A 25,738-nucleotide genomic window follows, 5' to 3' on the forward strand; every position below is an offset into this window, starting at 1 on the left:
GGACAAATCGTCCAAACTCCAGAAGGTGCCCGTTGAAGCTCTCCACGACCAGTTTCGCCGCCGGCGCGGTTGCCGCACTCGTCATCGGCAGCGGCTCCGCCTACGCCGCCACGGGTGGCAACTTCATCCTCGGCAAGTCCAACTCCGCAGGTGCCACCACCACGCTGAGCAACGCCAACGGCACCGCACTGTCGCTCAACTCCAAGTCCGGTACGGCGCCGCTCAAGGTCAACCGCACCACCAAGGTCGCCAACCTGAACGCCGACCTGCTCGACAACCTCGACCAGTCGGCGTTCGCGCGTCGAGCCGGCACGACCCGCGCCTACGACGTCGTCTCCGACGCCTACGACTTCCTGCCTGACGGCGCTCCCGATGGCAAGATCGACACCCTCGTCGCCGGTGCCCAGTGCCCGGCCGGCACCCACCGCACCGGCGGCGGCTTCTGGGACCTCACGACCAGCGGCAAGGTGGCGATCAACAGCGCCGACAGCCAGAACCCGCAGACGTGGTTCATCGTCGTGCCGGTCAACCCGGATGTGGCCGAGGACCCGATGAACGCCGGCGTCACGATCGTCTGCGAGTCCCCGACCGGCACCCCGCCCGCCAACGACTACGGCGACCCGGGTTACGCCCGCACCACCGGCGGCAACGGCAACTCGACTCTGCCGAACACCGTCACCCCCAGCATGATCGCTGCCGCGCAGCGCTGATCCACCACCTCATGCCCGCGGCCCATTAGGGTCGCGGGCATGAGCGTTCTCGCGATCGACGCAGGCACGACGGGCGTGACGGCCGTCGTCGTGGATCCCGACGGCAGCATCGCCGCGAAGGGCTACCAGGAGTTCAGCCAGCACTTCCCGCACCCGGGCTGGGTGGAGCACGCGCCGGAGGAGATCTGGCAGGCGACGCTCGAGGCGACCCGCGAGGTCCTGGCCAAGGTCGACCCGAGCACCCTCACCGGGATCGGCATCACCAACCAGCGCGAGACGATCGTCCTGTGGGACCGCGAGACCCTCGGGTCGCCGCGCCGCGCGATCGTCTGGCAGGACCGGCGTACCGCGGAGGTGTGCGACCGGCTCAAGGCCGAGGGCCACGAGGACCGCGTGCGCGAGCTGACCGGCCTCCGCCTCGACCCGTACTTCTCCGGGACGAAGCTGACCTGGCTCCGCGAGCACGAGCCGCACACGTGGGCGCTCGTCGAGTCCGGCCGGTACGCCGTCGGCACGGTCGACTCGTACCTCATCGCGCGCATGACCCGGGGCACCTGGCACGTCACCGACGTCTCCAACGCGTCGCGGACGCTGCTCTTCGACCTGACGACGGGCGACTGGTCCGACGAGCTCTGCGGCCTCTTCGGTGTCCCGCGCGACGCGCTGCCCGACCTCGTGCCCAACTGGGGCGAGGTCGGCACCACCGACCCGCGCACGTTCTGCGGGCTGAGCCTCCCGATCGCCGGCATCGCGGGTGACCAGCAATCGGCGCTCTTCGGCCAGACCTGCTTCGACCCGGGCGACTCCAAGTGCACCTACGGCACCGGCTCGTTCCTGCTCACCAACACCGGCACCAAGCTCGAGCGCTCCGACTGCGGCCTGCTCACGACCGCGGCGTGGCGCTCCCCCGCCGGCGAGACGACGTACGCGCTGGAGGGTGCCATCTTCGTGACCGGCGCGGCGGTGCAGTGGCTCCGCGACGGCCTGCAGATCGTCGGCACCGCGGCCGAGACGGCCGCCATCGCGAGTGCGGTGCCGAGCAGCGAGGGCGTCGTCTTCGTGCCCGCCCTCACCGGCCTCGGCGCGCCCCACTGGGACCCCCACGCCCGCGGCACGATCCTCGGCATCACCCGCGGTACGACGCGCGGTCACCTCGTCCGGGCGACCCTCGAGGCGATCGCCTACGAGGTCCGCGACGTGCTGGAGACCATGCCCACGCTCGCCACGCTGAAGGTCGACGGCGGAGCAGCCGCCAACGACCTGCTCTGCCAGGTGCAGGCCGACCAGGTCGGCGTCCCCGTGGAGCGGCCGCGGATCGTGGAGACGACCGCCCTGGGGGCGGCGTTCCTCGCCGGGCTCGGCACCGGCGTCTGGGACTCCACGGACGACCTCAAGGAGACGTGGCAGCTGGACCGGCGCTTCGAGCCCGGCGGCGACCGGGCCGCGCTGGACCGCGACTACGCCCGGTGGCAGCAGGCCGTCGAGCGCAGCAAGGGCTGGGCGCTGCTCTAGTCCAGCGCGGCGGCCGCGTCGTTGCGCGCAGCCTCGGCGGCCTCGACCTCGTCGCGAGCCTCCGCCATCGCTCGCTTCGCCCGCTCGACGCCCTCGTGCGCTTCCTCCTCGCGTGACTCCAGGTCGGCCAGCTTCCGCCGCAGCTCGTCGAGCTCGGACTCCACCTGGAGTGCCTGGGCCTGCGCTCCGCGGTGCCGCACCTCGGCCTTCGTGAGCGCCTCCTTGGCCATCCGGAGCTCCTTCTCCGCGACGGACAGCGCCCGCTTGGCCTCGCGCCGTCGCTCCGCCTCCGACGGATCGGGTACGGCGTGGAGCGTCGCCGGCACGGACGAGGCGACGTGGCCGATCGCCTCGGGCACGGCGACGTACGCCGACGGGTCGAGGTCATCGACGCCCGTGGTGGTGAACGAGCGCACGAGCAGACCGGACTGGAGTGCTTCGGCGGCGGCCGCGCTCACCATCGCCGCCGTGAGGGTGCCCTCGACCTCCTCGGCGACCGCCTCGGTGACCTTCTGTCCGTCGGCGAGGGCGTGACGGCGGGCGACCGTGGTCACCGCCGCCGTCAGCTGCCGGCGCTGGGCCGTGAGCGCGCGCAGCTGTGCCGCGTCCAGCGAGGCGGCGGCGTCACGCAGGGCGGCGCCCACGTTGACCAGCTGCGCGACCTGGTCGGGCTCGCGGCGTACGAGCAAGTTGAGGACCCAGGCGGCGAGGCTCGGCTTCTTCAGCGCCTTGACCGCCTTGGCGAGCTCGGCGTCGTCGGTCTTGACCGCCTTCGCTCGCTCGTCGCGCGCCGCGGTGAACTCGCCGAGCGCCAGGCCGTAGAGGGCCTCTGCCTCCTCGAGCAGGCTCACTCGAGGCCCTGCTCGATGGCGTAGCGGGTGAGCTCGACACGGTTGTGGAGCTGGAGCTTGCGCAGGGTGTTCTGCGTGTGGTTCTGGACGGTGCGGTGCGAGATGAACAGCCGCTCGGCGATCTGCGTGGAGGAGAGCCCCTTGGCGACCATGCGGAGGATCTCGGTCTCACGCTCCGTGAGGATGGGGCGCTCCTCCTCGGCGGGTGCCTGGGGCGCCGCCGACAGCCGGCGGTACTCCCCCAGCACCAGTCCGGCCAGCCCGGCCGTGTAGACCGCCTCACCCTCGGCGACCTTGCGGACGGCGTCGAGGAGCTCGGCGCGCGAGGCGGACTTCACGAGGTAGCCCGTGGCCCCCGCCTTCACCGCCTCGAGCACGTCGGCCTGCTCGCCGGAGGCCGACAGGATCAGCACGCGGGGACCGTTGGGTCCGGCGACCGCGCGCGTCACCTCGACGCCGTTGGGCTCGGGGATCTGCAGGTCGAGGACCACGACGTCGGGCCGCGCGGCGGGGCAGCGTGCGAGCGCCTCCTTGCCGTTGGCCGCGACCGCGACGACGTCGAAGCCGGCCGCCACCAGGTCACGCTCGACGGCGTCGCGCCACATCGGGTGGTCGTCGACGACCATCACACGCACGGGCTTCGCGTCCTCAGCTGCCATGCGGTCAACCTAGCGTTGCAGGTAGCGACCGCGCCGGTGGACGAGCGGGTCGGGCTCCTCACCGAGGACGACGTGCTCGATCCGGCAGGTCACCTGCATCGACCAGCCCAGCTCGATGGCCGATTCGAGGGCCACGCCGGCCCAGCTGGTCACGTCGGCCAGCAGCGGGCCCCACGCCGACTCGGTGAACTTCGCCTGCCGGAAGGCCCCGCCGGGCGCCGGGCTCACCCCGGCGAACATGTCGGCCAGCTCGCGGTGCCGCCAGCGCAGCAGCTGCACGACGGCGCGGCCGGTCGTCTCCAGCGCGTCGAAGAGCTCGGAGTCGGGATCCACCAGCCCCACGACGTACGCCGGCTGGCCGGTCGCCACCATCAGGCTGGAGACCGTGAGCCCCGCCCGCGCCGGGCCGGCGCCCGAGGTCCAGAGCGACACGGTGCCACCGAGCCTCCCCCGGAACCGGCGCGCCTCGTCGTCGGGCATCGCGAAGGGGTTCGTCGAGTGGATGGTCACGTGTCCACCCTAGGGACCGACAGCTCCCACTCGGTGCCCTCGGGGCCGGTGGTCAGGTGGGCCTCGCCGCCGAGGTCCTGCAGGCGGCCGACGATGGACTGCACGACGCCGAGGCGGCCTTCCTCCGCTGCGCTCCGGAGCCGGCCCTCCGCGATGCCCCCGCCCTCGTCACGCACGGTCACCACGACGGAGCCGCCGAGGTCCTCGACGAGCACCCAGGCGTGCGCGGCGTCGCCGACGTGGGAGGCGACGTTGTCGAGACAGGCACCGGTCGCGGCGACGAGATCCTCGACCACGAGGGCCGGGAGCAGGAGGGGCGTGCCGGGTGTGGAGACCTCGACGGCCGGGGTGCGGCGTGCTGCCAGCGCGGCGATCGAGGTGGTCAGGTCGACCTCGCTGCGCCCGCCGACCTGCTCGCGGTCGCTTCGTTCGTCGACGATCAGCAAGGCCCGGAGCCGGGCCTCCTGCTCCCCCGCGAGCCGGCCGAGCTCGACGCCCTCTCCGCCGAGGTCGGGTCCCTTGCGCTGCATCAGCGCGAGCACCTGCAGCACGCCGTCGTGCACGACGCGGGCCAGTCGGGCGCGCTCCTCCGCGAGCGCGGCGGCGCGCTGCGCCCGGTCGCGCTCGCGGGCGAGGTCCTTCAGCGCCGAGGCGAGGCGGCCCAGGAGCGGACCACCGATCAGCAGCAGGAAGACGTTGCCGTAGTTGGACTCGGAGATGTGGGGCCAGCGGATGCCGAGGTCGGCGACCGCGACGCAGGCGGCTGCGACGAAGCCGCCTCGCGCGCCCCACAGGGCCGCCCACGACAGCACGACCGCCATCACCCAGAAGCCGGGCACGGTGGCGGTGAAGTCCGGGCCCTTCACCCACGGGGTGGCCAGGAGCGATCCGACCCCGACGACGAGGTCTGTCACGAGCAGGGACGCCCTGCGACGGCGCTGGTCGGCGTACGCCCAGGAGGCGACGCCGGTCCACAGCAGCAGGGCCGCGACGACCACGATCGCGGCCACGGGGCGCGCGACGGTCTCCCAGCGCCAGGCGATGACGCCCAGCATGTTGGCCGTGACGACGAGTCGCAGCCAGAGGAGCACGCGGAACATGCCGTCCGCGACGGCGTGCTCCGGCGCGGGGTCAGGCAGCCGAGCCGCCATCCGCCTTCCGCGCCTCCCGGGCCGCGCGCTTGGCATCGGCGGCGTAGGTGTCACGGACGTACTCCTGGCCGGAGAGCGCCTGGATCGCGTCCATGATCTCGTCGGTCACCTTGCGCAGGATCTCGCGGTCGCCCTGCTGTCCGGCGTACTGCGCGAAGCTCATCGGCTCGCCGAAGCGGATGACCGGGCGGGTCCAGCGGCCGAACTTCTTGCCCTGCGGCGCCAGCTTGTCGGTGCCGAGGACAGCGACGGGAACGACCGGGACGCCGGTCTCGATCGCGATCACCGCGACGCCGACCTTGCCCTTGTAGAGGCGACCGTCGTGCGAGCGGGTGCCCTCGGGGTAGATGCCGAAGATGTGGCCCTCGTTGAGGATCCGCTTCGCGGTGATCAGCGCACCCTCGGCGGCGGTGGCGCCCGAGCGGTCGATCGGCACATTGCCGGTGTTGGTGAAGAAGAACTTCTTCAGCTTCCCGCGCAGGCCGACGCCCTCGAAGTACTCCGCCTTCGCGACGTAGCGCACCATCCGCGGCAGCGAGTTGGGCACGAAGAGCCAGTCGAAGTACGACAGGTGGTTGCCCGCGAGCAGCACGCCACCCTCGGTCGGCACGTTCTCCTTGCCGGAGACCTTCGGCATGAAGAAGAGCTTCAGCCACGGCCCGACGGAGACGTACTTGAGGAAGGAGTAGAACAGCGGTTGATCGCGCACAAAGCGAAGCCTAGGGCATGAAAGTGGGCCGTCCATGGGGCAGGATGCTCGGCATGGCCATCCAGTCCCACCCGCTCGCGTGGTCGGCTCCGGCGAACCCGGACCTCACCCGCGGACAGCGCATCGGCGTCCTGCTCAGCCACGGCTTCACCGGCTCCCCGGTGTCGATGCGTCCGTGGGCGGAGTTCCTCCACGAGCACGGGTACGCCGTCGAGGTGCCCTGCCTCCCCGGCCACGGCACGACGTGGCAGGAGATGAACGGCACCGCCTGGGACGACTGGTACGCCGAGGTGACCGCGGCGTTCGCCCGCCTGCGCGCCACGTGCGACCAGGTCTTCGTCTGCGGACTGTCGATGGGTGGCGGCCTCGCGCTGCGCCTGGCGGCGGAGCGTCCCGGTGACGTCGCCGGCCTCGTGCTCGTCAACCCGGCCGTCAACTCCGTCGACCCCCGCCTGCGGGTGGTCCCGGCGCTGAAGCGCGTGGTCAAGGGGTTCCCCGGCATCGGCAACGACATCAAGAAGAAGGGCGTCGACGAGCACGGCTACAACAAGGTCCCGCTCCGCGCCCTCGCCTCGATGCTCGAGGGCTGGAAGTCGCTGCGCCCGCGCCTGGGCGAGGTCAAGGCGCCCCTGCTGCTGATCCGCTCGACGGTGGACCACGTCGTCGACCCGTCGTCCGCGCGGATCATCCTCGGCGGCGTCGGCTCGGCCGACGTCCGCGAGGAGCTGCTGACCGACAGCTACCACGTGGCGACGCTCGACAACGACGCCCCGCACCTCTTCGAGGAGTCGCTGGCGTTCATCCGTAGGCTTTCCGTGTGACGCAGGAACCATCCGCCAACGAGGGCTCGGAGGACGAGAAGGCGTGGGCGGACATCGTGGCCGGCTGGGGCGAGTCGCCCGTCGGTGACGTGCCCGAGGCGGAGTCGATCGCGGAGCCGGCTGCCAGCCAGCCGCCTGCGCCGCCCGAGCCCGAGACACCCGCCTGGAACCCCGTTCCCTTCGACCTCGCCGACGAGGGCGCCTTCGTGCCGCCGACTCCCCCGCCGGTGCCGCTGCCGTCGCCTCCGCGGCTGCTCGCGTGGATCGGCGTGATCGGCTCTCCGCTGGTCTTCCTCGTCTTCCTCGTGCTCGGCCTGACGCTGCCGTCGTGGGCGAGCACGCTGCTCGTCGCGGCGTTCATCGGGGGCTTCGTCTTCCTCGTCGCGACGATGCGCAACGATCCGCCCGACCCGTACGACGACGGCGCGCGCGTCTAGTCGCCGTCGCCGCGGACCTCGTCGCGGACCAGGCACGCCGCGCCGACCAGGCCGGCGGTGTTGCCGAGCTGTGCGGCGACGACCGCGGGGATGTCGCGGTGGCCGGCCCCCACGAGTGAGCGCCCGAGGGCGACGCGGGCCGGCTCGAGCAGCCGGTCGCCCGCCTCGGAGACGCCGCCACCCACCACCACGAGCTCGGGGTCGAACGCCGCCACGAGGTTGGCCAGGCCCACCCCGAGCCAGTGCCCCAGCTCCGCGAACGCCGCACGCGCCTCGAGGTCGCCCTCGTCAGCCGCCGCGGTCACCATCCGCCCGTTGAGCAGGCCCGAGTCACGCTCGCGGGCGTAGCGTTCGAGGGCACGGCCGGAGCAGTACTGCTCCCAGCAGCCGTGCGACCCGCACTCACAGGCCAGGCCGTCGGGCACGACCTGCATGTGCCCGAACTCCCCTGCCATGCCGTTGTGGCCGCGGTGGATGCGGCCGCCGATCACGACGCCCCCACCCAGGCCGGTGCCGAGGTTGACCGTGATCACGTCGGAGCAGCCGCGGGCGGCGCCCAGCACCAGCTCGCCGTACGCGGCAGCGGTGGCGTCGTTCTCCAGCCGGACCGGCGCGTGCCAGCGAGCCGCGAGCCGCGAGCGGACCGGCTCGTCGAGCCAGGGCAGGTGCGGGGCGAAGCGGACCCGCTCGCCCTCCGCGTCGACGAACCCCGCAGCGGCGACCCCGACGCCGGCGAGCGGCCGCCCGTCCGCCGCCTCCAGCACCGCCTCGGTCAGGGCGTCCTCCACCATGCGGGCATCGACCCGGCGCCCCGGCGTCGTACGCCGCGCCGTGGCGCCGACCCGTCCGTCGTCGTCGACCACCCCGGCCAGGACCTTCGTGCCACCGACGTCGACGCCCACCCAGACCGGTTCGCTCACGGTCCCAGTCTGCCCTGACCGTGTCCCCCGAACGGTCAGTACGCCCCACCCATGCGGGTCAATTGCCTGTCGAATCCGGCGGTGCGCAGGTGGTCCAGACCTACCGTCGATTCGTGGCACTCGGGAGGAACGAAGAAGGAGCGGCAGCAGTCGAGCTCGCGCTCGTGCTGCCGATCCTGGTCACGCTCCTGTTCGCCATCACGGACTTCGCGATCGTGTTCGGCCAGACCCTCGCGCTCAACAGCGCCGCCCGCGAGGCAGCGCGCCAGGGCGCCGTCCCGGGCCAGACCTGCGCCGAGGTCACCGCCATCGGCAAGGCGTCGGCGACCTCCATCGCGATGACCGGTGCCGCCGTCACCGCCACCGTCACGCCGTGTCCTGCGGGCGACGTGTGCCTGGGCTCGACGCCGGGCCAGGCGGTCGCCGTCACCCTCCGCTACACGCACACGTGGCCGATCCCGCTGCTGGTGCCGGGCGTGCCCTCGACGTACTCGATCTCGGGCCACGGGGAGTTCCGGTGCGAGTACTCGTGACCCGGCGCCGCGACGAGGAGGGCGTGGTCGCCGTACTGACCGCGATCTGCTCGGTGTCACTACTGGTGATCGGCGCGTTCAGCGTCGACCTCGGCATGGCCTACACCTCGCGCACCGCACTGCAGACCGCTGCCGACGCCGGCGCCCTCGCCGCCGCCGCGACGTACGCCGGGACCGATGCCGGCTCCTGCGACGCGATCCTGGCCGCCGTCCCGCACGCGACCGCCGACTCCGTGGCCCAGGGCTACCTCACCGCCAACCGCTCCGCGATGACGGCCCACGCGACGGGCACGCTGACCGCCGCGTGCACGCAGGGCCGCCTGCAGGTCAGCTTCGACGTCAGCGGAGACACGCCCGCCTACCTCGGGCGGCTCGCCGGCGTCGACCAGATCGACACGACGGCGCACGCCGCGGTGGGCGTCGAGGTCGCGCCCGGCGGCGACGGGCTGCGTCCGCTCGCAATCTGCGGCAGCGACCTCCCCGCCGGAGCCGGCCCGGGCACCGTGTGGCGCACCTTCGTGCCCGGCCAGGGGCTCGCTCCGACGACGAGCTGTCCCCAGCCGACGACCGCCGGCAACTGGTGGACGCTCGACTGTCCCGGCGAGAGCACCGACGACGGGGGCGGCCAGGCCCAGCTCTACGACCAGGTCCGCAACGGCTGCTCACTGCCGATGAGCGTGGTGAGCGGTCAGGCCGGACTGACCGGCACCGCCCTCGGCGACCGCCTGCGCGCGGCCTGCCCGGCGGCGTCGACGGTGGCGCCGTACTCCTGCCTCTCCGGCGACCCGGGACAGCCGGACGCCGGGCAGGTGGAGGACGCGTGGGCCGCCCTCATCGACACCGGGGCCACGATCGGGCTGCCGGTCTTCTGCGCGGCGTCGAGCTGTGGGCCGACCGTGACCGGGACCGGCACCAACGCGGTCTTCCCGCTCCAGCGGATCGTCGCCGTGAGCGTCTGCGGCTACCACTTCGGCAAGCAGCTCAAGAAGCGCTACAGCAGCGGCAGCGGCACCTGCGGGCCCGCGAACGCCGACGCCGCGGCGCTCATGGCCGACGACACCGACCGGAGCTACCTGCTGCTGGTCTCGCGGTCGAAGCTCGCGTCGGGCTCGACGCAGGCAGGTGGGTGCGCGCTCGGCGACACGAGCTGTGACGGCGGCTACCGCCGGGTGCGGCTGCTCGAGTAGCGAGCAGACGGCGCTCAGCCGAAGGGGCCCTCGAACGGTCCGAAGTCGTCGTCCTCGAGGTCGATCTTCTCGACCGGGTCGCGACGCGCGTGCGTGCCACCGCTGGCCTTGGCGTCCTCGGGGACGGCTGCCTGCAGCACCGCCGAGGCGGCCTGGGCGATGCTCGCCGCGGCGATCGCGAGGTGGGTGCGGACCTCGGGGCTGCTCTCGCGCACGATGTGGACGACGCGGCAGAACGGGCAGTACTTGCAGTCCTCGCCGGTGGCGAGGTGCTCGCTGGCGTCGTGGAAGGCGCCACCCAGGCCAGCGCCAAGGTCCGAGCCGTGGTCCTTGGCCCAGCCCGAGAGCGCGCCGAGCAGCTTGGCGGTCTCCTCCGCCACGGAGCCGACCTCCGGGCGCTGTTCGTCGCTCATGACTGCCTCTCCTCGAAACGCACCTGCAGCGCTCCATGGTCGACCCTCGCACCCCTGACGTCCAACCGGGCAAGGCCGGCGGGCAGTGTCAGGAGGCGCCGGTAGGAGCCGACGGTGAGCACGAGCTCGTCGCCGTGGCGCACCAGGTCGACGTCGCCACGGCCCACGAACGGCAGGGCGAGGCGGAGCACCGCACCGGTCTCCGTGCGTGCGACCTGGAGCGGCCCCGGCCCCGACGGTACGGCGAGCGGGTCGCTGTCGGCGTACAGCCTGCGGGCGAAGTCGGCGAGCGCCGCGACGCCGACGGGCTCGCCGGAGTGGTAGTCGGAGCGCCAGAGCTGGAGCCCGGCAAACGACTGCTCGGTGTCGGCAAGCACCTTCGTCTGCGCCTCGACCCAGCCCGCGCGCCAGCTGTCCGGAGCCTCGTCGGGGCCGATCGCCGGGAAGATCCGGTTGGCGACGACGCCGTCGACGCGGTAGCCGAAGAGCGAGAGCGTGGTGAAGGAGCGGCGGGCCTCGGCGAGGACGACCGTCTCGGGCGTCATCACGATCCGCACGCTCGCCTCGGGGCCGGAGAGGAGCTGCCGGACCTCGTCGAGCTCGGCGTGCAGCCGCTCCATCGCGTCGAAGGTGTTGTCCTCGGGCATGGGCACACCGACCGCCTTGGTGATCAGCGGGCGGAACGCCTTGATCGCCTTGCGGCCGACCGGGAAGACCCGCTCCATGTACCACGCGAGGGCCTCGGGCAGGGCGAGCAGCCGCAGCGTCTCCGCGGTCGGCGCGCAGTCGACGATGACCGTCTCCCAGTCGCCGGACAGCACGTGGCGGCGGAGCTGGAGCAGCGCCAGCACCTCCTCCGCACCCGGGATGACGGTGAGCTCCTCGGCGGCGACGGGGTCGACACCGGCCGCGTCGAGCACCGAGAGCAGGTAGCGCTGGATGTCGGCCCAGGACTCCTCGAAGAGCCGCTGGGCATCGACCTGCTCGACGTACAGGTTGTCGGCGACGAGGGTCGGGGTCGTGCCGATCTCGGTCGCGAACGCATCGGCCAGCGAGTGGGCTGCGTCGGTGGAGAGGATCAGCGTGCGCCGGCCCGAGGCGGCGGAGGCGACCGCGGTCGCCGACGCAGTGGTCGACTTCCCCACCCCGCCCTTGCCGGTGAAGAGGAGGATCCGCACGGTCAGAGCGACTCGACGCGCTTCTTGAGCCCCTTGAGGGCGGTGTCGATGAGGATCTTCTCGCCCTTGCGCTTGATCATGCCGATCATCGGGATGGCGAGCTCGGCCGAGAGGCTGTAGGTCACCTCGGTGCCCTCGTCGACGGGACGCAGCACGTAGGAGCCGTCGAGCATCTTCAGCATCTTGCCCTCGGCGAGGGTCCAGCTGACGTCGAGGTCGTGCCACGTGTAGGCGAGGGTGTACTCGTCGTGGATCGGCGGGACGTCGAGCTCGAAGCGGACCTTCTCGGCGCGCTGCCCGGGCTGGCCCGCGACCACCTGCGCGGTCTCCACGCCCTTGGCCCACAGCGGGTACGCCGCGAAGTCGGCGATCACGGCCATGACCTCGCCCGGCGACGCGTCGACGACGATCGACGACGTGGTCTGTTCGGGCATGGGTAATCCTGTCCTGGAGCGGCTGGGTACCGGCAACCGTACCGGATACCCGCGGTACGCCGGAGGCCGGTAACGTGCGCTCCGTGCGCGAGTTCTCCACTCCCCCGACGGTGCAGCTCCCCACGACCGGGGCCCGCGCCGGCAACCTGACGGACGACGTCGTCAGCAACGCACGCGCGCACTCCTCGACCACCGTGCTGACCCGCCGTGACGCCTCCGGCGCATGGGTGGACGTGAGCGCCGCCGGCTTCCTCGCCGAGGTCACCGCGGCCGCCAAGGGGCTCGTCGCGGCGGGTGTCGCGCCGGGTGACCGGGTCGCGCTCCTGTCCGGCACCCGCTGGGAGTGGACCATCCTGGACTACGCGATCTGGTGCGCGGGCGCCGTGAGCGTGCCGATCTACCAGACCTCCTCGGCCGACCAGGTCGGCCTGATCCTCGCCGACGCCGGCGTGCGTGCCGTGCTCGTCGAGAACGCCGCCCTGCTGGCGCGCGTCGACCAGGTGCGCGACTCCGTGCCCGACCTCACGCACGTCTGGACCATCGAGGAGGGTGCGCTCGACGCCCTCGCCGCCGCGGGTGCCCCGGTCTCCGACGCCGACCTCGAGGCTCGGCGTACGTCGAGGGGTCGGGACGACCTCGCCACGCTCGTCTACACGTCGGGCACGACGGGCGAGCCCAAGGGCTGCATGCTCACGCACGGCGCGCTGATGGACGAGATCACCCTGGCCACCTCCGAGCTTCCCGAGCTCTTCGACGAGGGCGCCTCGACGCTGCTCTTCCTGCCGCTCGCCCACGTCTTCGCGCGGATCGTGCAGCTCGGCTGCATGCGGGCGCGGGTCCGGCTCGCGCACTCCTCCGACATCCGGATGCTCACGCGCTACCTCGGCGAGCTCCAGCCGACGTTCGTCTTCGGCGTGCCTCGGGTCTTCGAGAAGCTCTTCACCACCGCCTCGCAGCAGGCGGCCGCCGATGGCAAGAGCCGCGTCTTCGACCGGGCCGTCGAGACCGCGATCGCCTGGTCGCGGGCGCGCGACGCCGGCCGGGTGCCGGTGCGCCTCCGCGCGGAGCACGCGCTCTACAACCGGCTGGTCTACGGGCGCCTGCACGAGGCGCTCGGCGGGCAGTGCCGCTGGGCCTTCTCGGCCGGCGCCCCGCTGGGCGAGCGGCTCGGCCACTTCTACCGCGGCACCGGCATCACCGTGCTCGAGGCCTACGGGCTCACCGAGACGTCGGGCGCCGTCACCCTCAACTCCGCCGCGGCGCAGAAGGTCGGCACCGTCGGCCGCCCGCTCCCCGGCACCACCGTCCGCGTCTCCGACGACGGCGAGCTGCTCTTCCGCGGGCCGCAGGTCTTCCGCGGCTACTGGCGTGACGAGGCCGCGACCGCCGAGGTCATCGACGACACCGAGGACGGCGGCTGGTTCCACACCGGCGACGTCGGCGAGGTCGACGACGAGGGCTTCGTGCGCATCACCGGCCGCAAGAAGGAGCTCCTCGTCACGGCGGGCGGCAAGAACGTCTCCCCCACCGTCCTCGAGGACCGCCTCCGGTCGCACCCGATCGTGAGCCAGTGCATGGTCGTCGGCGACGGCGAGCCGTTCATCGGCGCCCTGGTCACCATCGACGCTGACACGTTCGGCCAGTGGGCCGAGGCCCGCGGGCGCAAGGGCCGCCTCGCCGACCTCGTCGACGACCCCGACCTCGTGGCGGAGGTGCAGCGCGCGGTCGACGACACCAACAGCGCCGTCAGCCAGGCCGAGGCGATCCGCAAGTTCACGATCCTCCCGGCCGACTGGAGCGAGGAGGGCGGCCAGCTCACGCCGTCCCTCAAGCTCAAGCGGGCGGTCGTGATGCGCCAGTTCCGCCGCGACGTCGCCGCGCTCTACGGCCGCTGACGTCGTCCGACTGGGGCCACGGACGGTCACCCGGTTGGGAAGTGGCGTAGTCCATTTGGGCCATATGCCCGGGACCTTCTCCCTACTCCGCCCGAAATGCGGCATTGTGATGAACGCAACTTGAGGGAGTTGCTGACAGGACGGTTCTGGGAGGGAAACCGGGTCGTCCGGTCATGCTCACCTAGTAATTGAGGGTGTCATGGACCGTAGGAAGATCCTGCTTGTCCTGGCAGCGGTGATCGCCGCGCTGGGAACCATGCTGGTCTGGCTGTACGTACGCGGGGCCGACAACCGTGCGCAGGCACAGTTCGAGACCGTGGACGTCATCGTCGCCACGCAGGACATCGCGCCGGGCGAGTCGTTCGACGCCGCCACGAAGGCCGGCAAGTTCGAGAAGAAGGCCGTTCCGGCCAGCAGCGTCCTCAGCGGCGCGCAACGCGACCTCAGCCTCGACGGCGAGGTGGCACTGACCACGATCTACACCGGCGAGCAGATCGTCTCCGCGAAGTGGGGCGGCTCGACCGACGTCGACGTCACGTCGAAGGTGATCGCGATCCCCAAGGGGAAGATGGCCGTCACCGTGAACCTCACCGACCCGCAGCGGGTCGCCGGCTTCGCCAAGCCCGGCTCCGAGGTCGCGGTCTTCGTCGCGGTCGCACCGGACAAGACCGACGTCTACTACGCCAACACGCTGCTGCGGAAGGTCACCGTGCTGGGCGTCGGCGACACGTCGACGGTCACCACGACCAAGACCACGAAGGAGGGCGACTCCACCACGCAGCCGATCCCCCAGACGCTGGTCACGCTCGCCGTCACCCAGAAGGAGGCCGAGCGGCTCGCCTGGGGCACCAGCTTCGGCACGCTCAGCCTCGGCCTGGTCAACGACGCGACGAAGCTCGACGGGACCCCTCGGGTCACCGACAAGAACCTGGTGGAGTGAGGTCGTCATGCCCGTCATCGTCGACACCGACCCGGGCGCCGTCTCCGAGCTGGCCCGGGCACTTCCGCCCGGCACCCACTCCGTCGACGGCACCGTCGCCCTGAACGCCTGGCTCTCCCACCGCACCGACGAGTACGTCGTGGTGCTCGGGCCGAGCCTGCCCCTCGCCGAGGCGATCGCGACCTGCGAGAGCCTGCGGCTGACCCGTCCGACGACCAGCGTCGTGCTGGTCCGCCACGAGATCGACACCGACGTCCTCTACCGCGCCATGCAGGCCGGCTGCCGCGACGTCGTACGCGCGGCTGATGGTGAGGGCATCCGGTCGGCGGCCGCCCGTGCCCACCAGCTGTGGCAGGCGTTCAGCGGCCAGGGCACCGGCGGCACGCACGGCTCGCTGATCACCGTCTTCGCCCCCAAGGGCGGGGTCGGCAAGACCACGACCTCGGTCAACCTCGCGCTGGCCCTCGCCGACGGTGGGTCCCGCAAGGTCTGCCTCGTCGATCTCGACCTCGCCTTCGGCGACGTCGCGATCACGATGCAGCTCTTCCCGACCCACACCATCGAGGAGGCGATCGGCTCCGAGGACAGCGTCGACGCCTCCCTCGCGGAGTCGCTGCTCACGCGCCACGAGGAGTCCCTCATGGTGCTGGCCGCGCCCAACCTGCCCGACGCGCGCGACCGGGTCACCGCCCGGCTGGTCTCGCGGATGCTGCGTACGCTGCGCCAGCAGTTCGACTACGTCGTGGTCGACACCGCGCCGAACTTCGACGAGCAGACGCTGCAGGCCCTCGACGAGACCGACGAGTGCGTCATCATCGCGACGCTCGACGTGCCGACGCTGAAGAACGTCAAGGTCGCGCTCGAGACCCTCGACCTGCTCAACATCGCGCAGGGCCACCGCCACCTGGTGCTCAACCGCGCGGACGAGGCGGTCGGCCTCGACAACGACAAGGTCGAGCAGATCCTCGGCCTCCCGGTCACCACGCCGATCCCGTCCTCGACCGACATCGCCGCGGCGACGAACGCCGGGCGCCCGATCGTGCTGGCCTCGCCCGACCACCCCGCGAGCAAGGGCTTCCGCCAGCTCGCCGGCCATCTGGCGAGCGTCGCGGGCGACGAGACCCACCCGCTGCTGCACGACGGCGTCGACGACGCCGGTCGCGGCCGCCGCTGGCTGCGGAGGGTCGGAGCATGAGCCTCGCCGACCGCATGAAGGCCGCACAGGAGGTGCTGGCGGCTGCCGCTCCCGCCGTCGAGGGCCCCACCGTCGAGGCTGCTGCCGTCGAGACTGCCGTTGCCCCGCCTGCTGCTCCGCCCGCTCCGGTTCCCGGTGCGCACCGGGGGCAGCCGGTCGCCGACGCTCCCGAGGTGCCGGCTCCCGCTGCCGCGGCGCCCAACGGCGTACCGGAGGTGTCATCGCTGGCGACCCGGCGCGCTGCTGCAGGCAGCAACGACCGGTTCGCCGAGCTGAAGGCCGCCGTGCACGGGGAGCTGCTCAAGCAGCTCGGGCCGCAGCTCTACGAGGCGGACGTGCCGGCCGAGGAGCTCGGGGCGAAGGTGCGCGCGACCCTCAAGGACGTGCTCTCCGGCCAGGACCGGCCGCTCTCGGCCTCCGACCGGGCGCAGGTCACCCAGGAGATCACCGACGACATCCTCGGCTACGGCCCGATCGAGGCGCTGCTGGCCGACCCGGACGTCACCGAGGTCATGGTCAACGGCCCGTCGATGGTCTTCGTCGAGCGCAAGGGCCGGCTCACGCTCAGCGAGGTGCAGTTCGACGACGACGCGCACCTGCGCCGGATCATCGACAAGATCGTCTCCCGCATCGGCCGCCGTGTGGACGAGTCCTCGCCCATGGTCGACGCCCGCCTGCCCGACGGCTCGCGCGTCAACGCGGTCATCCCGCCCCTGGCCATCGACGGCTCGGCGCTGACGATCCGCAAGTTCGCCACCGACCCGTTCACCGTGCAGGACCTGATCAACTTCGGCTCGCTCTCGCAGCGCACCGCCGACTTCCTCGAGGCCTGCGTCCGCGGCAAGCTCAACATCATCGTGTCGGGCTCGACCGGCGCCGGGAAGACGACGACGCTCAACGTCCTGTCGAGCTTCATCCCCGGCGACGAGCGCATCGTCACGATCGAGGACGCCGCCGAGCTCCAGCTCAAGCAGGAGCACGTCGTCCGCCTGGAGTCGCGGCCGCCGAACATCGAGGGCAAGGGCGCGGTCACCATCCGTGACCTGGTCAAGAACAGCCTCCGCATGCGGCCCGACCGGATCGTCGTCGGCGAGGTCCGCGACGCCTCGGCGCTCGACATGCTGCAGGCGATGAACACCGGTCACGACGGCTCCATCACGACGCTCCACTCCAACGGCCCGCGCGACACCCTGGCCCGCATGGAGACGCTGGTGCTGATGGCGGGCATGGACCTGCCGGTCCGCGCCATCCGCGAGCAGGTCGCCTCGGCCGTCGACCTGATCGTCCACCAGTCCCGCCTGCGCGACGGCTCCCGACGGATCACCCACGTGACCGAGGTCGAGCGCATGGAGGGCGACGTGATCACGCTCCAGGACATCTTCGTCTACGACCACTCGCGCGGCTTCGACGCCGACGGCCGCTCGCTCGGCGGCCTGCGCTCGACCGGTCTCCGGCCGAAGTTCCTCGAGAAGCTCGAGTACGCCAACGTGCGCATCAACCCGCTCGTCTTTGCCCCGGACGGTGTGGCATGAGGCGGCTCGCGTCGCTCGCCATGCTGGCGCTGGTGGTCCTCGGCTCCGCCTTCGCGGCGCTCGGCTCCGCTTCCGCGGCGCCCGACGGCTCCGCCGTCATCCGCCACGTCGAGCCGCACGACGGCACCATCGACGTGCTCGTCACGGTGCCCGCGGGAGCCTCGGTCGACCTGCCGGGCGTGACCCTCTCGGTCGCCGGCACGGATGCCGACTCGTCCGCCACCCGCGCCGGGTCGGACGCCGGCCCCTCGGTCCGGCGTACGACGGTGCTGGCGATGGACACCAGCGAGTCGATGAAGGGCCGGCGCTTCGCCGCGGCGACCGCCGCAGCCAAGAGCTACCTCGCCGCCGTCCCCGCCGACGTCGAGGTCGGCATCGTGACCTTCGACCGGAGCGTGCACACGGTGCTCGCGCCGACGACGGACCGGGCCCGCGCGGCTGAGGTCGTCGACGGGCTCCAGCTCGCCCGCGGCACGGCGCTGTACGACGGCGTGCGGGCGGCGGTGAAGGCGCTCGGCACCGACGGCCAGCGCACCGTCCTGCTGCTCTCCGACGGCCGCAACGCCAACGCGACGCCGCTCCACGACGCCACGGCGGCGGTGACGGCGGCACACGTCCAGCTCGACGCGGTCACGCTCGACCGGGGTGCCGCCCAGCTGGGCGCGCTGCGCTCGCTGGTCACCGCCGGCGACGGCCGGCTGGTGCCGGCCGACCCGGCCGCGCTGGACAAGGCGTTCCGCGACGAGGCTGCGGTCCTGACCCGCCAGGTCCTCGTCTCCGCGACCGTGCCGGCGTCGGTCACCGCGACCGAGGCGGTCGTCAAGGTCACCCTCCCGGTCGCCGGACGCGAGCCGCTCGTCGCCTCCACCTACGCCGTGGTCCGCGAGGCCGCCCCGGCCCACTCGACCGCGGTCGCGCTGTCGAAGGCGAGCAGCTCCGTGCAGCTCCCCCGCACCGCGATGTACGGCGGGCTGGCCGCGATCGGCCTGGGCATGCTGGTCCTGCTGACCAGCGTCCTGTCGATGGCGGGCGCCGACAGCGGGGCGCGCTCGATCGAGCAGCGCATCGCGGCGTACGGGCCGTCGGCCGTCATCCACAAGGTCAACGACGCCCGCGAGTCGACGTTCAACCTCACCCAGGCGAAGGACGCCGCGGCGTCGATGCTCCACCGCAACAAGGGGCTCGAGGCCCGGATCGAGCGGCGGCTCGAGGCCGGCGGCTCCGCGCTGAAGCCCGCCGAGTGGCTGCTGCTGCACGGCATGATCGCGATGCTCGCGGGCCTGGTCGGCCTCCTGCTCGGCGGCGGCAGCATCCTGCTGATGCTGCTCGGCCTCGCGGCCGGCGTCGTGGTGCCGTGGAAGTACCTCGGCTTCAAGCGGAAGCGCCGCGTCGCCGCCTTCAACGGGGCGCTCGCCGACACGCTCCAGCTGATCGCCGGCAGCCTCTCCGCCGGCATGTCGCTGGCCCAGGCGATCGACGCGGTCGTCAACGAGGGCAACGAGCCGATCGCCGGCGAGTTCAAGCGGGTGCTCATCGAGAGCCGCCTCGGCGTCCCGCTCGAGGCCGCGCTCGAGGGCATCGCCCAGCGCATCGACTCCGTCGACTTCGCGTGGGTCTCGATGGCGATCCGGATCCAGCGCGAGGTCGGCGGCAACCTCGCCGAGCTGCTCACCACGGTGGCTGCGACGCTCCGCGAGCGGGAGTACCTCCGCCGGCAGGTCAAGACGCTGTCGGCCGAGGGCCGCCTCTCGGCGTACATCCTGATCATGCTGCCGATCGGCATGTTCCTCTTCATGCTCACCTCGCGGCGGGCCTACCTCGAGCCGCTCTACACCACCGGCATCGGCATCATCATGCTCGGCGCCTGTGGCCTCCTGCTCGGGCTCGGCTGGCTGATGATGAGCCGCATCGTGAAGGTGGAGGTCTGAGATGGTCCTGCTCCTCGGCGCCGTGCTGATCTTCGGCGCACTCTTCCTGGTCTTCTCCGCCATCGGCGGCCTCAGCGCGGAGCGCACCGGCGTCTCCCGCTCGCTCGCGGTCCTGCAGGCGATGACCGACGCCCCCGACGAGCTCACCAAGGACCTCGACAAGCCCTTCGGCGAGCGGGTCCTCGAGCCGCTCTACCAGCGGTTCCAGGCCATGGGTCAGCGCATCACCGGCGCCGACCAGGTCGAGCGGATCCGCGCGCGCCTCGACAAGGCCGGCAACCCCGCCGGCTGGTCCGTCGAGCGCGTGGCCACCGGCAAGGTCCTCGGCGTGATCTGCGGCCTCGTCTTCGGCGTCCTCTTCGCGATGATGCTCGACAAGCCGCTCATGATCAGCGCCCTCCTCGTCGCCGGCCTGGCGTACGGCGGCTGGAACGCACCGACGATCTTCCTCTACAACACCGCCGCCAAGCGCGACGAGGTCATGCGCAAGGAGATCGCCGACTCCGTCGACCTGCTGACGATCTCCGTCGAGGCGGGCCTGGGCTTCGACGCCGCGCTGCAGCAGGTCGCCCGCAACACCACGGGCCCGCTGGCGATGGAGTTCGCCCGCGTCCTGCAGGAGATGCAGATCGGCCGCGGCCGCAGCGAGGCGCTGCGGGCGCTCGGCGACCGGACCAACATCCCGGAGATCCGCGGGTTCGTCAGCGCGATGGTCCAGGCCGACTCCTTCGGCATCCCGATCGGCCAGGTCCTCCGTGTGCAGTCCCGCGAGATGCGGACCAAGCGCCGTCAGCGGGCCGAGGAGAAGGCAGCCCAGGTGCCCGTGAAGATCATGGTCCCCGTCGTGCTCTTCATCCTGCCGTGCCTCTTCATCATCGTGATCGGCCCGACGGTCCCCAACATGATGGCGATGTTCGGATGACCACCGCCGACCGCCGGACGCGCTACGCGACGATGACCGCGCTGGCGCGGGCCTTCGCGCTCCTCTGCCTGGCGCCCCCGGTGGCGTTCACGCAGGAGTACTCCGCGATCCTGAACGTCGTCCTGCTGGCGACGCTCTGGCTCTGCTGCGTCTTCGTCGACGGCCTCCCCCGGGTGCCGGCCATGCCGGCGCTGACGGTCGAGGCCAGCCTGGTCGCGTTCATCGCGGTGCTCACGCTCGAGCAGTCGCCCGTGCTCCTGCCGGCCCTCGTGATCCCCCCGTTCATCGGCGGCATCGTCCGCGGCGTACGCGGGGCGCTGGAGGTGATCGGCGCCGAGCTCGTCACCACGATCGCCGTCGTCGCGGCCAGCCGGGCGATCCCGATCGACCAGACGACGGGCTCGCAGCTCTTCGCGGCGCTCGCGGCCGGGGTCGGGCTGGGTGCGCTGGCCGCGCTCTTCCACGAGACGCGCGACGGCGGCTCCGACACGAGCTCGTCCTACCGCGACGCCCGCGCGCTGCTCACCCAGCTCCGCGACCTGTCCGGGAGCCTCGTCGGCGGCCTCGACCCGGTCCGGATCAGCCAGGGCATCCTCGACACCGCACGCGAGGAGCTGCCCTTCACCGGCGCCGTCGTGTACGTCGAGACGCCCCACGGCTACACGCCGCTGCTCGAGGGCGACGTGACCGACGCCGGCGCGGACAACACCGCCGTGCTCGACGAGGTGTTCCGCACCTCGCGCCCCGTGCTCGACGGCCCGTGGGTCGCCGTGCCGCTGCTCACCGACGCCGGCATGGCGGGGGCGATCACGGGTGCCCTGCTCCCCCACCGCCTCGCCCCCGGCGCCCTGCAGCACACCCTTGACCACCTCGTCCGGCTGCTGCGCAGGGAGGCGCTGCAGCTCGACACCGCGCTGATCTTCGCGGCGTTGCGGGACGAGGCCACCGCCGAGGAGCGTCGCCGCCTGGCGCGCGACCTCCACGACGGTGTCGCCCAGGACCTCGCGGGACTGGGCTACCTGATCGACGAGATGGCCGAGAGCTCCACGGAGCCCGACGTCGTCTCGCAGGGCCGCGCGCTGCGCGGCGAGCTGAGCAGGGTGGTGGCCGAGCTGCGACGCTCTGTCTTCCTGCTCCGCAACGAGGGCGAGGGCAAGTCCCTCGGCCAGCGGCTCGAGGCGCTGGGAGCCCACATCAGCAGCCGTTCGGGGACCTCGGTGGAGGTCGAGGTCACCGAAGGATCGAAGCGGCTGCGACCCGAGGTCGAGGCGGAGCTTCTCCGCATCGCCCAGGAAGGGATGAACAACGCCGCACGCCACGCGGACGCCCGCCGGATCACGGTCGAGGTCATCGTCCACGCACCCGACGCTCGCGTCCGGGTCGCCGACGACGGCCGCGGCCTGCAGACCGGCCGGGACGACTCGCACGGCGTACGGATCATGAAGGAACGGGCACGGCGCATCGGCGCCCGCCTGGAGCTGCACAACCGCGAGGACGGGCCGGGAGCAGAGCTCCTGGTGCGCCTCGGGGAACAGTCCCGGCTGGAGGGGCCGGGCGAGAGGGAGGGAATCGCATCATGAACACCGTCAACAGCATCAACCCCAGCGTCACCCGCGTCGTCCTCGTGGACGACCACGAGCTCATCCGCCAGGGCCTGGCCCGCGCGTTCGAGCGTGACCCCAACATGCAGATCGTCGGCCACGCGGCCACGGTCAGCCAGGCCCTCGCGGCGTACGACGAGCTGCGGCCCGACGTCATCGTCACCGACCTGCAGCTGCCGGACGGGACGGGTCTCGACATCGTCCGCTCGATCCGCCAGCACGACGAGAAGATCGGCCTCGTGGTGCTGACCATGCACTCCGGTGACGAGCACGTGTTCCAGGCGATGGAGGCCGGCGCGTCGGGCTTCGTGGGCAAGGACTCCCCGTCGTCGGAGGTCGTCGGGGCCGCGCGCCACGCCGTCGTCGCGCCGCGGACGTTCCTGTGCTCCTCGCTGGCCGCCGCCATGATGCGACGGGCGACCACGTCGGCCTCGCGTCCGCGTCTCTCCGCACGCGAGCAGCAGGTGCTCGACCTGCTTGCCGACGGCCTCGGCACCGCGCAGATCGCCGGACAGCTCTACGTGTCCGAGTCGACCGCCAAGACGCACATCGCCCGGATCTACCAGAAGCTCGGGGCTACCAACCGGGCCCAGGCCCTCGTCACCGCCATGCGCCTGGAGCTGCTCTCGGCCTGATCACGCGCCACCCGAAGGGGTCGTGGGCACCTGCCCACGGCCCCTTTGTCATGCCCGGGCCGGCAACCCTCCGGTCGGCTGCGCGGGGTGCCATCCGGTCACCCGGCGGATGGCCCGAACGGACTACGGCGGTCCGACGATTTGCCCGATAGTGACGCTCGCCACGTCGTGACAGAGTTCTTCTTGTCAGGCCAGCCAGGGAGGGCAGGCCGGCAGAAACAGCAGCTGGACCAACCCCGGTCCCGCTCGATTTTCCTGGGAGGGAAACACCATGACTGAGTACTTCGTTCGCCTCGTGAACTTCATGACCATGCCCCGCGACGAGGAGAAGGGCGCGACCGCGGTCGAGTACGGCCTGATGGTCGCCCTGATCGCCGGCGTCATCATCGCCACCGTCACGCTGCTCGGCACGACCCTCGACGCCAAGTTCTCCGACGTCCAGGGCAAGCTCTGACCTGAGCGCGTTCCAGCGAAGCGGCCGCGGAGGTTCACCTCCGCGGCCGCTCTGCTTTTCCCAGGAGGAAACATGAAGGGATTCGCCACCCGCGACGAGCGCGGCGCGACCGCCGTGGAGTACGCCCTGATGGTCGCCCTGATCGCCACGGTGATCCTCGGCACGGTCGCCGCGATCGGCGGCGGCACGCACGGTCTCTTCACCCAGATCTGCGGTGCCGGCAGCCCCTTCGCCTGCTGAGCCGAACGGGACTCAGTCGCCGAGCCGGCCGGCCAGCGCGATCCGCTCGAGCACCGTCGGGTGGGACCCGAACCACCACTGCGACCACGCCGGAGGCGTCGGGTCCGCCAGGGACGTCACCGCCAGCGCACGCTGCATCCTCACGAAGGCCACCGGATCACCGGTGGCCTCCAGCGCGTCCACGTCCGCGCGCGTCTCGAGCTGGCGGCTGATGCCGTTCTGCACCGGAAGCACCAGCACCGCGCCCCACGCGCTCAGCGCCAGCAGCAGCGCGACCGCCCGCGGATCGCCGATGCCCGCGACACCGGCCCGGCGGCGTACGGCGGGGGCGCCGAGGAGCAGCGCGAGCAGGCCGACACCGACGACCGTGCCACCCACGCCGAGCACTGTGCCCGTCTCGACGTCGCCGTGGTGGGCGTGCGCGAGCTCGTGGCCGACGACCGAGAGCACCTCGCGCCGGTCGAGCTCCTTCAGCAACGTGTCATAGAGGACCACCCGCCGGCTGTCACCGAAGCCGGAGACGTAGGCGTTGAGCGTGGTCGTCCGCCGCGACGCGTCCGCGACCAGCACCTCGTCGACGTGCACGTGCTCGCGGGCGGCGAACTGCTGGATCCCCCGCTCGAGCGCAGCGTCGCGGAGCGGCTGGAAGTGGTTGTAGGCCGGCTCGACCAGCACCGGCCAGAGGTACGACGAGCCCACGACGAGCACGCTGCCCACCAGCGCCACGACGGCCGGCCACGCGCGTGGCAGGACGCGGGCGATCCCGATGACGACGAGCAGCGCCAGCGCCGAGATCGCGACGCCGTAGGCGAAGCCGACGCCCTGGTCGCGGAGCAGCCCGCCGAGCGACTGGTCGGTGAGGCCGACCCGCGTGCGCTGCTGCCACGCCAGGACGGCCACGGGCAGCGTGGCCAGCTGCCCGATGCCGGTCACGAGGAAGGTGAGCACGACGACCGTGGCCCACCACGGGAGGGCGAGCCTGCCCAGGAGTCGCGCGCCGCGCGTGGTGAAGCCGAGCCACGACGCCACCACCAGCGAGATCGCCAGCGAGCTCCACGAGATCAGCCGGCCGAGACGGGCCCAGGCCTCCGCGCGGTCGATCTCGCGCGGGCTGAGGACCCGGTCGACCGGCACGGGCGCGGGCCGGCCACCGGGCACGGGGTGCCAGGGCACGAGCACGGCGGCGAGCCAGCCGACCAGCAGCAGGCCGGCGACGACGAGCGCGAGGCCGACGGTGCGGTCGGTCAGCGCCCGCGGTGCGGCAGGGCTGCGATCCTGCGGAGGTCGTCCTGCCATCTGCGGGTCAACTCCTCCTCGCCGAAGCCGTAGAGCGCGTGCAGCACGCCCCCGACGGGCTCGCCCGCCGCGGTCCGACGGTACAGCTCGAGCAAGGTGGCCTCGCCGCGCTCCGCAGCGAGCACCTCGCAGATCCGCCAGGCCGCCTCGTAGACCGCGCCCAGGTGCGACGCGTGGGCGTCGAACGCGGTCGCCGCCGGCAGCTCCTTCGGCACGCCCTCCTTGCGGACCTGGGCCCCGATCTGCCCGGCGGTGCGGGTCAGCGGCAGCGTGGTGTCACGCAGCGCCACGTGGTCGGCGTACCCCTCGAGGAGCCAGAGCGGCGACTTCGCGTGGACGGCGTCGGTCGCGAGGTGGGTGGTCTCGTGGGTCATCACGAGCTGTGCGCCGCTGGGTGACAGGCCGCCGAAGACCTGCGGGTTGACGAAGACGTGGACGGGTGTGCGCGGCCCGGCGTCCTTGCCGACGTAGGTCGTGACGGCCGCGATCGCGGCGTAGCGGCCCTCGTCGGCCCCGAGCTCGCGGTCCAGGCCGGCCGACGTCACGGGGATCTCGACGACCATCCGGACAGGGTGGCCGAGCACGGCACCCACCTCCGCTACCGCGCGGCGCGCGAGCGGAACGGTGCGGTCGACGATCGACGCGTCGGCGCCGGCCACCACCACCCCCGGCGTACGCCGCACGGCGAGGTGGCCGGAGAGCCAGAGGGGGTCGGGCCGGCTGCCGCCGCCGAAGCCGACGACGTGCGTCGCACCGTCGCGCTGCTCGAGGAGGACGGTCACCTCCGCGTGGGCGGAGGCGCGGTCGAACCCGTCGACGCGCCACGCGACGTCGGCGACCGCGGCGAAGCGCCCGCGCGGCAGGGTCGCGGTGACCGCCGGGTCCTCGTCGACGAACCGGACCGCCTCGACGGTGACGCCCAGTGCCCGCGCGCCGGCCACGGCGTCGTCGACGGCGGGCTCCCCCGTGGTGCGGTGCTGCACCAGCGCCGAGCCGAGCTCGGCGACCGCCATGACCGCGGCCCCCTCGCGCAGCGTCGGAGGCGCCGACGGGGCGACGGGAGCCGGAGAACTGC

27 protein-coding genes are annotated in these 25,738 nt (G+C 72.3%); 16 read left to right on the forward strand and 11 right to left on the reverse strand.

What is annotated here, in order from left to right; all coding sequences use genetic code 11:
* Window positions 1-32 precede the first annotated feature (32 nt).
* Together IEX47_RS05645 and glpK are read left to right on the forward strand one after the other, a co-directional pair.
* On the forward strand, window positions 33-710 hold the full coding sequence (locus IEX47_RS05645; RefSeq protein ID WP_188783038.1) for a hypothetical protein: 678 nt from the start codon (window positions 33-35) through the stop codon (window positions 708-710).
* 39 nt (window positions 711-749) lie between these two features.
* On the forward strand, window positions 750-2,222 hold the full coding sequence (gene glpK, locus IEX47_RS05650; RefSeq protein WP_188783039.1) for a glycerol kinase GlpK: 1,473 nt from the start codon (window positions 750-752) through the stop codon (window positions 2,220-2,222).
* Here the strand turns inward: glpK and IEX47_RS05655 are convergent.
* The 5 genes from IEX47_RS05655 to IEX47_RS05675 are packed head-to-tail and all read right to left on the reverse strand — an operon-like array spanning window position 2,219 to window position 6,102.
* On the reverse strand, window positions 2,219-3,073 hold the full coding sequence (locus IEX47_RS05655; protein ID WP_188783040.1) for a coiled-coil domain-containing protein: 855 nt from the start codon (window positions 3,071-3,073) through the stop codon (window positions 2,219-2,221). The two genes, glpK and IEX47_RS05655, sit on opposite strands and share 4 nt — an antisense overlap.
* Entirely contained in the window at window positions 3,070-3,732 is a 663-nt protein-coding gene (locus IEX47_RS05660; RefSeq protein WP_188783041.1) for a response regulator, read from the reverse strand. The genes IEX47_RS05655 and IEX47_RS05660 overlap by 4 nt, the downstream gene beginning before the upstream one ends.
* A gap of 9 nt (window positions 3,733-3,741) precedes the next feature.
* A complete protein-coding gene (locus tag IEX47_RS05665; protein ID WP_188783042.1) occupies window positions 3,742-4,242 on the reverse strand; it encodes a flavin reductase family protein in 501 nt (166 codons plus the stop codon).
* Window positions 4,239-5,393 (reverse strand): MacS family sensor histidine kinase, encoded by a 1,155-nt coding sequence (gene macS, locus IEX47_RS05670; protein WP_188783043.1) that lies wholly within the window; start codon window positions 5,391-5,393, stop codon window positions 4,239-4,241. The genes IEX47_RS05665 and macS overlap by 4 nt, the downstream gene beginning before the upstream one ends.
* Window positions 5,374-6,102 (reverse strand): lysophospholipid acyltransferase family protein, encoded by a 729-nt coding sequence (locus IEX47_RS05675; protein WP_229662656.1) that lies wholly within the window; start codon window positions 6,100-6,102, stop codon window positions 5,374-5,376. The genes macS and IEX47_RS05675 overlap by 20 nt, the downstream gene beginning before the upstream one ends.
* A 53-nt stretch (window positions 6,103-6,155) precedes the next feature.
* On the opposite strand from IEX47_RS05675, the gene IEX47_RS05680 reads away from it, so the two are divergent.
* Both IEX47_RS05680 and IEX47_RS05685 read left to right on the forward strand, forming a co-directional pair.
* Window positions 6,156-6,923, forward strand: a complete 768-nt coding sequence (locus tag IEX47_RS05680; RefSeq protein ID WP_188783045.1) for an alpha/beta hydrolase — start codon at window positions 6,156-6,158, stop codon at window positions 6,921-6,923.
* Window positions 6,920-7,360 carry a hypothetical protein gene (locus tag IEX47_RS05685; RefSeq protein ID WP_188783046.1) on the forward strand — a complete coding sequence of 147 codons (441 nt, stop codon included), beginning with the start codon at window positions 6,920-6,922 and terminating at the stop codon, window positions 7,358-7,360. Before IEX47_RS05680 ends, IEX47_RS05685 begins: the two co-directional genes overlap by 4 nt.
* On the opposite strand, the gene IEX47_RS05690 is transcribed toward IEX47_RS05685, so the two are convergent.
* A complete protein-coding gene (locus IEX47_RS05690; protein ID WP_188783047.1) occupies window positions 7,357-8,280 on the reverse strand; it encodes an ROK family protein in 924 nt (307 codons plus the stop codon). The genes IEX47_RS05685 and IEX47_RS05690 overlap by 4 nt on opposite strands.
* A gap of 113 nt (window positions 8,281-8,393) precedes the next feature.
* Here IEX47_RS05690 and IEX47_RS05695 point away from each other — a divergent pair, with 113 nt between their 5' ends.
* On the forward strand, window positions 8,394-8,813 hold the full coding sequence (locus IEX47_RS05695) for a TadE/TadG family type IV pilus assembly protein (RefSeq protein WP_188783048.1): 420 nt from the start codon (window positions 8,394-8,396) through the stop codon (window positions 8,811-8,813).
* Window positions 8,798-10,000, forward strand: a complete 1,203-nt coding sequence (locus tag IEX47_RS05700) for a TadE/TadG family type IV pilus assembly protein (RefSeq protein ID WP_188783049.1) — start codon at window positions 8,798-8,800, stop codon at window positions 9,998-10,000. The genes IEX47_RS05695 and IEX47_RS05700 overlap by 16 nt, the downstream gene beginning before the upstream one ends.
* A 14-nt stretch (window positions 10,001-10,014) precedes the next feature.
* On the opposite strand, the gene IEX47_RS05705 is transcribed toward IEX47_RS05700, so the two are convergent.
* Genes IEX47_RS05705 through IEX47_RS05715 form a run of 3 tightly spaced genes read right to left on the reverse strand, consistent with a single transcriptional unit; the run spans window position 10,015 to window position 12,025 of the window.
* Window positions 10,015-10,413, reverse strand: a complete 399-nt coding sequence (locus tag IEX47_RS05705; protein WP_188783050.1) for a hypothetical protein — start codon at window positions 10,411-10,413, stop codon at window positions 10,015-10,017.
* Complete coding sequence (locus IEX47_RS05710; protein WP_188783051.1) at window positions 10,410-11,591, reverse strand: ArsA family ATPase; 1,182 nt, start codon at window positions 11,589-11,591, stop codon at window positions 10,410-10,412. Before IEX47_RS05710 ends, IEX47_RS05705 begins: the two co-directional genes overlap by 4 nt.
* A 2-nt stretch (window positions 11,592-11,593) precedes the next feature.
* Window positions 11,594-12,025 carry an SRPBCC family protein gene (locus IEX47_RS05715; protein WP_188783052.1) on the reverse strand — a complete coding sequence of 144 codons (432 nt, stop codon included), beginning with the start codon at window positions 12,023-12,025 and terminating at the stop codon, window positions 11,594-11,596.
* An 83-nt stretch (window positions 12,026-12,108) separates the two neighbouring features.
* On the opposite strand from IEX47_RS05715, the gene IEX47_RS05720 reads away from it, so the two are divergent.
* From IEX47_RS05720 to IEX47_RS05765, 10 genes are all read left to right on the forward strand, one after another.
* Window positions 12,109-13,920 carry an AMP-dependent synthetase/ligase gene (locus IEX47_RS05720; RefSeq protein ID WP_188783053.1) on the forward strand — a complete coding sequence of 604 codons (1,812 nt, stop codon included), beginning with the start codon at window positions 12,109-12,111 and terminating at the stop codon, window positions 13,918-13,920.
* A gap of 199 nt (window positions 13,921-14,119) precedes the next feature.
* Complete coding sequence (gene cpaB / locus IEX47_RS05725) at window positions 14,120-14,860, forward strand: Flp pilus assembly protein CpaB (RefSeq protein ID WP_188783054.1); 741 nt, start codon at window positions 14,120-14,122, stop codon at window positions 14,858-14,860.
* A gap of 7 nt (window positions 14,861-14,867) precedes the next feature.
* A complete protein-coding gene (locus IEX47_RS05730; protein WP_188783055.1) occupies window positions 14,868-16,055 on the forward strand; it encodes a CpaE/TadZ family protein in 1,188 nt (395 codons plus the stop codon).
* A complete protein-coding gene (locus tag IEX47_RS05735) occupies window positions 16,052-17,587 on the forward strand; it encodes a TadA family conjugal transfer-associated ATPase (protein WP_188783056.1) in 1,536 nt (511 codons plus the stop codon). The genes IEX47_RS05730 and IEX47_RS05735 overlap by 4 nt, the downstream gene beginning before the upstream one ends.
* Complete coding sequence (locus IEX47_RS05740; protein WP_188783057.1) at window positions 17,584-19,515, forward strand: type II secretion system F family protein; 1,932 nt, start codon at window positions 17,584-17,586, stop codon at window positions 19,513-19,515. The genes IEX47_RS05735 and IEX47_RS05740 overlap by 4 nt, the downstream gene beginning before the upstream one ends.
* Before the next feature lies 1 nt (window position 19,516).
* Entirely contained in the window at window positions 19,517-20,437 is a 921-nt protein-coding gene (locus IEX47_RS05745) for a type II secretion system F family protein (protein ID WP_188783058.1), read from the forward strand.
* Window positions 20,434-22,017 carry a sensor histidine kinase gene (locus IEX47_RS05750; protein ID WP_188783059.1) on the forward strand — a complete coding sequence of 528 codons (1,584 nt, stop codon included), beginning with the start codon at window positions 20,434-20,436 and terminating at the stop codon, window positions 22,015-22,017. The genes IEX47_RS05745 and IEX47_RS05750 overlap by 4 nt, the downstream gene beginning before the upstream one ends.
* Window positions 22,014-22,673, forward strand: coding sequence for a response regulator transcription factor (locus IEX47_RS05755; protein WP_188783060.1), 660 nt, complete (start codon window positions 22,014-22,016; stop codon window positions 22,671-22,673). Before IEX47_RS05750 ends, IEX47_RS05755 begins: the two co-directional genes overlap by 4 nt.
* Before the next feature lie 271 nt (window positions 22,674-22,944).
* Window positions 22,945-23,127, forward strand: a complete 183-nt coding sequence (locus IEX47_RS05760) for a Flp family type IVb pilin (protein ID WP_188783061.1) — start codon at window positions 22,945-22,947, stop codon at window positions 23,125-23,127.
* 72 nt (window positions 23,128-23,199) lie between these two features.
* Window positions 23,200-23,367 carry a Flp family type IVb pilin gene (locus tag IEX47_RS05765; protein WP_188783062.1) on the forward strand — a complete coding sequence of 56 codons (168 nt, stop codon included), beginning with the start codon at window positions 23,200-23,202 and terminating at the stop codon, window positions 23,365-23,367.
* A gap of 12 nt (window positions 23,368-23,379) precedes the next feature.
* On the opposite strand, the gene IEX47_RS05770 is transcribed toward IEX47_RS05765, so the two are convergent.
* Both IEX47_RS05770 and IEX47_RS05775 read right to left on the reverse strand, forming a co-directional pair.
* Entirely contained in the window at window positions 23,380-24,663 is a 1,284-nt protein-coding gene (locus IEX47_RS05770) for a M48 family metalloprotease (protein ID WP_188783063.1), read from the reverse strand.
* Entirely contained in the window at window positions 24,612-25,676 is a 1,065-nt protein-coding gene (locus IEX47_RS05775; RefSeq protein ID WP_188783064.1) for a hypothetical protein, read from the reverse strand. The genes IEX47_RS05770 and IEX47_RS05775 overlap by 52 nt, the downstream gene beginning before the upstream one ends.
* Between the last annotated feature and the right edge of the window lie 62 nt (window positions 25,677-25,738).

This window comes from Nocardioides phosphati (assembly GCF_014646375.1).
GTDB classification, from domain to species: domain Bacteria; phylum Actinomycetota; class Actinomycetes; order Propionibacteriales; family Nocardioidaceae; genus Nocardioides; species Nocardioides phosphati.